This is a genomic window from Pseudomonas sp. SZ57, assembly GCF_009495975.1.
Classification (GTDB): domain Bacteria; phylum Pseudomonadota; class Gammaproteobacteria; order Pseudomonadales; family Pseudomonadaceae; genus Aquipseudomonas; species Aquipseudomonas syringae.
On record NZ_WIBD01000002.1, the window covers coordinates 793443 to 801898 of the forward strand.

Sequence of the window (8456 nt, forward strand, 5' to 3'; positions counted from 1 at the left end):
GAGCGCTATGGACCTGACGATTCAACACTTTATTGCGCTTGCGCCACTGCTGATCACCAGCCTCACCATTGTCGTGGTGATGCTTGCGATCGCATGGCGCCGCAATCACTCGCAAACGTTCCTGCTTTCGGTAGCAGGCCTCAACCTGGCCCTGCTGTCGATTTATCCGGCATTGAAAGTCGCCCCTCTGGTCGTGACGCCACTGCTGCATATCGACAACTTTGCCTGCCTGTACATGGCGATCATCCTCGCCTCTACCCTCGCTTGCGTGACCATGGCGCACGCCTATCTGGGTGACGGCAAGGTCGGGTATCCGGGCAATCGCGAAGAGCTTTACCTGCTGATCCTGCTGGCAGCTGCCGGCGGACTGGTGCTGGTCAGCGCTCAGCATCTGGCGGGCCTGTTCATCGGCCTGGAACTGCTGTCGGTGCCGGTCTATGGGCTGGTGGCTTATGCCTTCTTCAACAAGCGTTCGCTGGAAGGCGGCATCAAGTACATGGTCCTGTCGGCTGCAGGTTCGGCGTTCCTGCTGTTCGGTATGGCGCTGCTGTACGCAGAGGCAGGCTCGCTGAGCTTCGACGGTATCGGCAAGGCCATCGCAGCGACCGGCATGCCGAGTCCGATTGCCAGCCTGGGTCTGGGCATGATGGTCGTCGGCCTGGCCTTCAAGCTGTCACTGGTGCCTTTCCACCTGTGGACCCCGGACGTTTACGAAGGCGCTCCTGCGCCGGTCGCAGCCTTCCTGGCAACTGCCAGCAAGGTGGCGGTATTTGCGGTACTGGTGCGTCTGTTCCAGGTTTCACCAGCAGCCAGCAGCGGTGTCCTGCATGACGTACTGGCAGTCATCGCCGTCGCGTCGATCCTGGTCGGCAACCTGCTGGCGCTGACTCAGACCAACCTCAAGCGTCTGCTGGGCTACTCCTCCATCGCGCACTTCGGTTACCTGATGATTGCGCTGGTGGCCAGCAAAGGCATGGCGGTCGAGGCGATCGGCGTCTATCTGGCGACTTACGTGCTGACCTCGCTGGGCAGCTTCGGTGTGATCACCATGATGTCTTCGCCTTACAGCGGACGTGATGCCGATGCAATGTTCGAATACCGTGGTCTGTTCTGGCGTCGCCCTTACCTGACGGCAGTCATGACCCTGATGATGCTGTCGCTGGCGGGTATCCCGCTCACCGCAGGTTTCATCGGCAAGTTCTATATCATCGCCACCGGTGTCGAATCGCAGCTGTGGTGGCTGGTCGGGGCTCTGGTAATCGGTAGCGCTATCGGCGTGTTCTATTACCTGCGCGTCATGGTCACCATGTATCTGGTCGACAACAAGCTTCCTCGCCACGACGCAGCCATCAACTGGGCGCAGCGCACGGGCGGCGTGATGCTGCTGGCCGTTGCGATCCTGACCTTCGTGCTGGGTGTCTACCCGCAACCGCTGCTCGATCTGGTGCTCAACGCCGGTCTGCACGTAGCGGGCTGATCCTGCGCAAACGCAAAGCCCTGCTCTCGAGCAGGGCTTTTTTTTGTCTTCGAAAATGGTTGGAACAGCTACCCGGCAACGCTTTTCGCGGCACGAACAGCGCCAGGGGATAGGCCCATCGTTCTTTTGAATGCACGGCTGAAGGCAGCCAATGAACCGTAACCCAGTTGACTGGCAACAGCCTCCAGAGAACAGTGTTCACGGCTCAGCCTGTGCAATGCCAGGCGCATTCTCAGCTCCGTCAGGTACTGCAATGGCGGCATACCCGTTGCCTCGAGAAAGCGCTGTGCGAACACAGAGCGGGAATGCCTGGCCTCATGGGCAAGCGTGGCCACCGTCCAGTTTCTGCCTGGGTGCCGGTGCATCATGACAATGGCCCGGCTCAGCCGAGGGTCTTGCAAAGCACCGAGCCAGCCTGTGGCATTCCCACAGCCGCCTGCAACCCAACCACGCACCAACAGCGCGGCCACGACTTCAGCAAGACGTGCCAGAATCCCCGCATGCCCGGCCTGCAGCATCAAGGTCTCACGCTCCATTGCCGCAAGCATGGGCAGCAGCTCGGGACATGTCTCCAACAGAGTGCTGACCTGCATGACATCCGGCATGGCGGCAACAAGCGGTTGCATGCCGCCCAGCTCCAACTCCATGCAACAGCTGAAGATGATCGCGTGATCAAAGACTCCGCCCTCCTCGTCGTATGCCCCATTGTGAACGCCATCGACAATGCCGGTAGACGGGTCAAACAGCTGTATATCGCTCGCAGCCGTGTCTTCAGCCGACAAAATGGCATGGTGCCCACCGCGCGGAATCAGAACCGCGTCTCCGGTATCGAGCCTGTACAGAACGTTCTCAGCGCTGCGCAACCACACCGGCCCTCGTCCGACGAAATGAAACTGTGCTCGCCCGATTGCGTTACTGAAGCCAACACCAAGAGGCGGTACGACTTCCAGCCTGCGGAATTGAACACCGAATAGACGCATACCGAGCAGCAGTTCGCTGATGGGGTCATTTGAGCAGGTTGGCATGGAGAACGGTCACCGCGAATTCAGGATGATTAATCAATTTTTCCGGATCCTACGCCATAGACCGTCCTGCGTCATCGACCTACAGTGCGCCCATCACTTCTGCCGCAGGGAAATCGCCTCATGAATCACATTCGCTTCGTTCGCCTACTGCGTAATACCTGGCTTGTCGCGCTGTTAAGCGGACTATCGTCGATTGCCCTGGCAATAGACAAAAGCTACACCGTCACAGCCCCTGACGGCGTCAAGCTCGCTGTGCAGGAATCAGGAGATCCGAGCGGCCCGGCGCTGATTTTCATCCACGGCCTGCTGGGCAGTCATCTCAATTGGGAGAAGCAGATCGATAGTCCTCAGTTGCAGCGCTACCGGATGATTACTTATGACCTGCGCGGTCACGGTCTTTCCGACAAGCCCGGGAATATCGAGGCGTACCGCAATGGACGTCATTATGCGGACGATCTGGCAGCGGTAGTTGAAGCCACTGCAAGCAAGCGTCCGGTGCTGGTTGGCTGGTCAATGGGGGGCGTGGTCATGTCTAACTACCTCGCCGCCTATGGCGATGCGAAGATCGGCGGGGTTGTGTATGTCGATGGTGTCATCGAGCTCAACGCTGCTTTGATTACAGCTCATCCTCAAGTGTATGCAGGCCTGAGCTCAGAGGACCTGAAGACCCACCTTGATGCAGTACGTACTTTTCTCGGACTGTGCTTCCAGACAAAGCCGGATGCATTGACATTCGAGCGGCTGCTGTCGAGTGCCGCGATGGCATCGTGGGCGATGACCCGTGCTACGCCTGCAATGACTGTCGATGCGGCAGAAGGCTTGCCCAGGGCAAAGGTGCCGGTATTGATGCTGTATGGCGGCAAGGATGAGCTGGTCAATGTTCAGCCCAGCATCGCACGTGCCCGGCAACTCAATGCGCGGATTCAATCCAAGGTGTACGAAAATTCAGGCCACGCGCCATTTCTGGAAGAAGCATCGCGCTTCAATACTGATCTGACAGCCTTCATGGGCTCGGCTGCCATCGCGGCAAAAGGCTCAGAATGAGACCTGCTCCGGGAGTTATGTCCTAATCAAAAAAAACGCATGCCCCTGCCTGATAAATGGCAGGAGGCATGCGCGGGTCTGTGTCGGCTGCGCCTTCTTACGATATCAGCCAGGCAGTTTTACGGGCTTCTTGGCGCCGCTGAACAACCCCCAGCTGGACATGAACAGCGCCGCCACCAGAGGTCCGATCACAAAGCCGTTCAGACCGAAGACCGACATGCCGCCCAGCGTGGAAATAAGGATCAGGTAATCCGGCATTTTGGTGTCTTTGCCCACCAGGATCGGGCGCAGTACGTTATCCACCAGACCGATCACGAAGACGCCAAACAAGCCCAGTACCACACCTTGCCAAATCATCCCACTAAGCAGGAAGTAGATGGCCACTGGCGCCCAGACAATCCCGGCTCCCACCGCAGGCAACAGCGACAGGAATGCCATGATCACCGCCCAGAGCAGTGCACTCGGGATGTCCAGCACCCAGAAGATGAAACCGCCCAGCGCACCTTGCGTGACCGCGACCACCACGTTGCCTTTGACCGTGGCACGTACCACTCGGGTGAACTTGAGCTGCAGGCGACGCTTCTGCTGTTCGCCCAACGGGAAGGCCGTGCGGATCTTGCGTACCAGATCCTGTCCGTCGCGCAGGAAAAAGTACAGCAGGTAAAGCATGATGAAGACGCTGACGACAAAGTCGAAGGTGCCCTGCCCGAAGCTGAATGCCTGGGTCGCCAGGTACTGACTGCCCTGCATCGCGCCCTTGGCGATCTTGTCGCGCAACCCTTCCAGATCGCCCATGCCCAGACGATCAAGCAGCGCCTGCATGGAGTGCGGCAGCAGGTCCTTGAACTCGGCCAGATAGCCGGCGATATCCAGTTGCCCGGTCTCGACGTTCTTGTATAGGGTGGTGCCCTCCTGAACCAGCAAGGCGCTGATCACGATCACCGGCAGAATGGCGATGACCAGACAGATCATCAGGGTGCACAGGGAAGTGAGATTGCGTGACCAGTTGAACTTGATCTGCAATTTGCGCTGCACAGGCGCGAAGATGATTCCAAGGATGACCGCCCAGAACACTGCGCCATAGAACGGCAGCAGAATCCATATGAAGGCAATGGTCACCAGTACCAGTAGCAGAATGAGGGTTTTGTATTGCAGCGTGGTTTCGTTCATGTCCTGTCCATGTCATTAGACCGCGCATCGCACCCGGTCTAGAGCTTAGTCAGCACACGAGCGCACGAGTGCCATCTTCCATGAAGGCAATATGACGGCGAGGCCAGTAGCGGGTGATGGCAGGAGTTCAAGCTCCTGCCAGGCAAGCGTCAGACCCGGAACTGAACACTAGGCTGTCCAGGCGCGCACCCGGTTCGGCCAGACTGCGTGAGGTCTCGGCGCTTTGCCGGGTTTCATCGGCGACGCGCTCCACTGCACCCGCGATCCGATGAGCGCTGCGATTGATTTCTCTGAAAGATGCCGGCTGACGTACTACGGGGCAGTCCGCTCTGGCAGGTCTATGCGTACCCGCAATCCCCCTGCCGGACTCTCCAGCAATTGCAATTGACCGCCCCACGCCTCGACGATGTCGCGCACGATACCCAGACCCAGCCCGTGGCCGGTAATCTGCTCGTCAAGACGAGCGCCACGGCTGAACACTTCTGCGCGTTGCGCCTCGGGAATACCAGGCCCGTCGTCATCCACCAACAGACAGAAGCCCTGATGCTGACTCAGAATGTCCAGACGCACTTCGCTGTCGGCCCATTTGCAGGCGTTGTCCAGCAGGTTGCCGAGCAGCTCGAGAATGTCCTCTCGATCCCACGGCAGGTACATGCCCGCCTCGACATCGTTGATCAACTGGAGGTGGGCACCATGAATCATGCCCAGTGTGGAGAAAAGCCCGGGCAGTTCGGCATCACAATCGAAGCGGGCTCCCGGTAGAGCGTCGCCGGAGAGCCGTGCGCGATTGAGCTCGCGTTCCAGACGCAGACGGATATTTTCCAGCTGCTCCTGCAGCGTCCTGCGCAAGGCCGGGTTGGCGTCCAATTGTCCGCTGAGGGCCAGGCTGAGCAAGACCGCGAGCGGTGTCTTCAAGGCATGTCCAAGATTACCCAGTGCATTGCGTGAGCGTTTCAGGCTGTCTTCGGTATGCGCAAGCAGGTGGTTGATCTGCGCCACCAGTGGTTCGAGTTCAAGGGGAACCTGATTATCCAGTTGTGAGCGCTGGCCCTGCTGGAGCTGAAAGATCTGCTCGCGAACGGTTTCAAGCGGACGAAGCGCTCTTCGCACGGTGATGCGTTGTAACACCAGCACCAGGATCAGCGCGGCAAGCCCAAGTCCCAGTCCGATCTGCTGCATGAGACGAAAACTCGCCCTGACCGGCGTGTAATCCTGTGCGACGGTGATTGAAACCTGCTTGCCGAACTTGCGGTATTCGCTGGTCAGCATCAACAGCGACTGCCCGGTCTTGCCGAGCTCAAGATTGGCATGCAAACCCACTCCGGGCTGGGGCAGCTCGAAATCCCACAGGGAGCGGGAGCGCCAGTGCCCCTGCGGCAAATCCATGCGGAAATAATGGCCGGACAACGGCCGCTGATAGGCACCCGACAGGCGATGATCATCCAGTTGCAGCCCGGCCGGTCCTCGTACCAGCGCTACCAGCAGGTTTTCACTTTCGTTGCGCAGGCCTGACTCCAGATAGCGCTGCAGGCCCACTTCGAACAGCCAGAGACTGGTCTGCGCCATCACCAGACCGACAACCACCATAACGGCGATCAGACCCAGACTCAGACGCCGCTGTATGGATTTCAACCGCCGGCTCCACCGTAAAGATAGCCCTGACCGCGGCGTGTCTCGACGACTGCGCGGCCCAACTTGCGCCTCAGGTGATTGACATGAACTTCGATGACGTTGGAATCACGCTCGTTTTCGCCATCGTACAAATGCTCTGACAGATGGCTTTTAGAGAGAATCTGTCCCGGGTGGAGCATGAAATAACGCAGCAACCGAAACTCAGCCGAGGTGAGCTGGATATCCACGCCATCGCGGCTGACGCATTGCCGGCCTTCATCCAGATTAAGGCCGGCCGATTCCAGCGTGGGCTGGTTGGCCAGCCCGTGCGAACGTCGCAGCAATGCCTGAATACGCAGTTGTAGCTCTTCAGGATGAAAAGGCTTGGTCAGGTAATCGTCGGCGCCTGCCTTCAAGCCTTCTATACGCTCTGACCAGGAGCCCCGCGCGGTCAGAATCAACACGGGGGTCGCCAGACCTTTGCTGCGCCACTGCTGGAGAACCTCAAGCCCTGGCATGCCAGGCAAACCCAGATCCAGAACGATCAGGTCATAAGGCTCGGTTGCTCCTTGATGAACCGCATCGCGCCCGTCGGCCAGCCAGTCGACCGCGTAGCCTTGACGCCCCAGCGCAGCGAGCAGCTCATCGGCAAGGGGAACATGGTCTTCAACCAGTAGCAGGCGCATCAATCATCGTCCTCGTCTTTCAGTAATCGGCTATCACGTGCATCGAACTTGAGCTCGCGGACGACGCCCTCAGGGGTCAGCAACTCAAATTCATACACGTACACATTATTCTTCTCCTCGAGCTCGGCCTCCAGCAGACGAGAGCCCGGATGAAGGCCCATCGCGCGCTCGATGAACTGTTCGAGAGGCAGGATGACCCCGCGCTGCCGCAAACTGAGCGCTTCATCCTGATTCAGATCTCTGGCATACACAAAAGAGCAGGTCAGGCTCAAACCAAGGATGACACAGAGACGCTTGTCGACATTCATTAGTTATCCTGATGATTCCTGTAGACCTGGCCCGTGGCGGCGTCCATTTCGAGAACCCACTCAACACCCTGTTTGTCACGCAGCTCGACATTGTAAACGTACCTGCCGTAGATGTTCTTGAACTGCGTGCCGATGATACTGGCATCGGGGTGTTTGCTCAGCGCTTTGGCATCGAGCTTTTCAGCCGAATGAAGCGTACCGGCCTCACTGAGGCGCATCACTTCCTGTGGGTCGACCCCACGCGCCTGAATGAAACAGGACGTCAAAATAAATGTAAGGGCCGCCAGCAGGGTGGTCAGCGTTTTCATAGGGGGTATCCATAGCGATCGGTGCTTCTATGGCGCCCACCTTAACCGGTACAACTTAACTCAAACTGAATAGATCTGGCCGAGTGCCATCAAGCATTCTGGCAGGGTCATCGCGGCCAACCCTTGCATGGAGTTTCAGGCCATTGCTGTTAAACTCGTCGATTGCATTTATCGCGTGAGCGATCGCCATTTTTCCGGGGCCAATACACAGTGGAAATCTTCAAAGAGTTTACCTTCGAGTCAGCACACCGCCTCCCCCACGTTCCTGAGGGGCACAAGTGTGGACGTCTGCACGGCCATTCGTTTCGTGTCGGCATTCATCTGGCCGGAAAGGTTGATCCCCATACCGGCTGGATCCGGGACTTCTCGGAAATCAAGGCGATCTTCAAGCCGCTGTATGAACGCCTCGATCATAACTACCTGAATGACATCCCGGGCCTGGAGAATCCAACCAGCGAAAACCTGGCGAAATGGATCTGGAATGAATTGAAGCCTTTGCTCCCGGAGCTGTCGGCAGTCCGTATTCACGAGACCTGCACCAGCGGATGTGAATACCGCGGCGACTGATTGCCCTGACAATAAAAAAACCACCTTATCGGTGGTTTTTTTGTGCCTGTCGATCGGCGGCAGATATAGCCACGCAGAAGCATGATGCATAGAAACGAAAACGTCTTTTCACGCTGGTTTTTACAGGCACCAGACAAACAAAAACCCTCAAGGCGTAATCGATGAGGGTTTCTGGAAATCAATCTTGACGATGACCTCCTCTCACATGGGGAAACCCCACACTACCATCGGCGATACATCGGTTCACTACTGAGTTCGGG

The 8456-nt window shown here is 58.0% G+C and carries 9 protein-coding genes; 3 read left to right on the forward strand and 6 right to left on the reverse strand.

Annotated elements, in window-relative coordinates; genetic code table 11:
* Positions 1-7: 7 nt before the first annotated feature.
* Positions 8-1477, forward strand: coding sequence for an NADH-quinone oxidoreductase subunit NuoN (nuoN, locus tag GE543_RS03610; RefSeq protein WP_003317984.1), 1470 nt, complete (start codon positions 8-10; stop codon positions 1475-1477).
* 68 nt (positions 1478-1545) lie between these two features.
* On the opposite strand, the gene GE543_RS03615 is transcribed toward nuoN, so the two are convergent.
* The gene (locus tag GE543_RS03615) at positions 1546-2502 is read right to left on the reverse strand and encodes an AraC family transcriptional regulator (RefSeq protein WP_153220708.1); all 957 of its coding nucleotides are present in this window, start codon (positions 2500-2502) and stop codon (positions 1546-1548) included.
* Positions 2503-2622: 120 nt separating this feature from the next.
* Between GE543_RS03615 and GE543_RS03620 the strand changes: the two genes are divergently transcribed.
* Positions 2623-3546: an alpha/beta fold hydrolase gene (locus GE543_RS03620; RefSeq protein ID WP_153220710.1), complete on the forward strand. Its 924-nt coding sequence runs from the start codon at positions 2623-2625 to the stop codon at positions 3544-3546.
* A gap of 105 nt (positions 3547-3651) precedes the next feature.
* Here GE543_RS03620 and GE543_RS03625 read toward each other — a convergent pair whose 3' ends face one another.
* The 5 genes from GE543_RS03625 to GE543_RS03650 form a co-directional block, all read right to left on the reverse strand.
* Positions 3652-4716 carry an AI-2E family transporter gene (locus GE543_RS03625; protein ID WP_153220712.1) on the reverse strand — a complete coding sequence of 355 codons (1065 nt, stop codon included), beginning with the start codon at positions 4714-4716 and terminating at the stop codon, positions 3652-3654.
* 312 nt (positions 4717-5028) lie between these two features.
* Positions 5029-6348 carry a sensor histidine kinase gene (locus GE543_RS03635; protein ID WP_046235403.1) on the reverse strand — a complete coding sequence of 440 codons (1320 nt, stop codon included), beginning with the start codon at positions 6346-6348 and terminating at the stop codon, positions 5029-5031.
* A complete protein-coding gene (locus GE543_RS03640) occupies positions 6345-7013 on the reverse strand; it encodes a response regulator transcription factor (protein WP_003395667.1) in 669 nt (222 codons plus the stop codon). Before GE543_RS03640 ends, GE543_RS03635 begins: the two co-directional genes overlap by 4 nt.
* Positions 7013-7321 carry a PepSY domain-containing protein gene (locus tag GE543_RS03645; protein WP_003317989.1) on the reverse strand — a complete coding sequence of 103 codons (309 nt, stop codon included), beginning with the start codon at positions 7319-7321 and terminating at the stop codon, positions 7013-7015. Before GE543_RS03645 ends, GE543_RS03640 begins: the two co-directional genes overlap by 1 nt.
* Positions 7321-7629 (reverse strand): PepSY domain-containing protein, encoded by a 309-nt coding sequence (locus tag GE543_RS03650; RefSeq protein WP_103697169.1) that lies wholly within the window; start codon positions 7627-7629, stop codon positions 7321-7323. The genes GE543_RS03645 and GE543_RS03650 overlap by 1 nt, the downstream gene beginning before the upstream one ends.
* A 210-nt stretch (positions 7630-7839) precedes the next feature.
* Between GE543_RS03650 and queD the strand changes: the two genes are divergently transcribed.
* The gene (gene queD / locus GE543_RS03655; protein ID WP_003317991.1) at positions 7840-8196 is read left to right on the forward strand and encodes a 6-carboxytetrahydropterin synthase QueD; all 357 of its coding nucleotides are present in this window, start codon (positions 7840-7842) and stop codon (positions 8194-8196) included.
* The last annotated feature ends 260 nt before the right edge of the window (positions 8197-8456 follow it).

Coding starts and splice junctions, on each gene's coding strand:
- GE543_RS03620 (WP_153220710.1), top strand. CDS start 2,623: ATGAATCACATTCGCTTCGTTCGCCTACTGCGTAATACCTGGCTTGTC.
- GE543_RS03615 (WP_153220708.1), bottom strand. CDS start 2,502: ATGCCAACCTGCTCAAATGACCCCATCAGCGAACTGCTGCTCGGTATG.
- GE543_RS03640 (WP_003395667.1), bottom strand. CDS start 7,013: ATGCGCCTGCTACTGGTTGAAGACCATGTTCCCCTTGCCGATGAGCTG.
- GE543_RS03650 (WP_103697169.1), bottom strand. CDS start 7,629: ATGAAAACGCTGACCACCCTGCTGGCGGCCCTTACATTTATTTTGACG.
- nuoN (WP_003317984.1), top strand. CDS start 8: ATGGACCTGACGATTCAACACTTTATTGCGCTTGCGCCACTGCTGATC.
- GE543_RS03625 (WP_153220712.1), bottom strand. CDS start 4,716: ATGAACGAAACCACGCTGCAATACAAAACCCTCATTCTGCTACTGGTA.
- GE543_RS03645 (WP_003317989.1), bottom strand. CDS start 7,321: ATGAATGTCGACAAGCGTCTCTGTGTCATCCTTGGTTTGAGCCTGACC.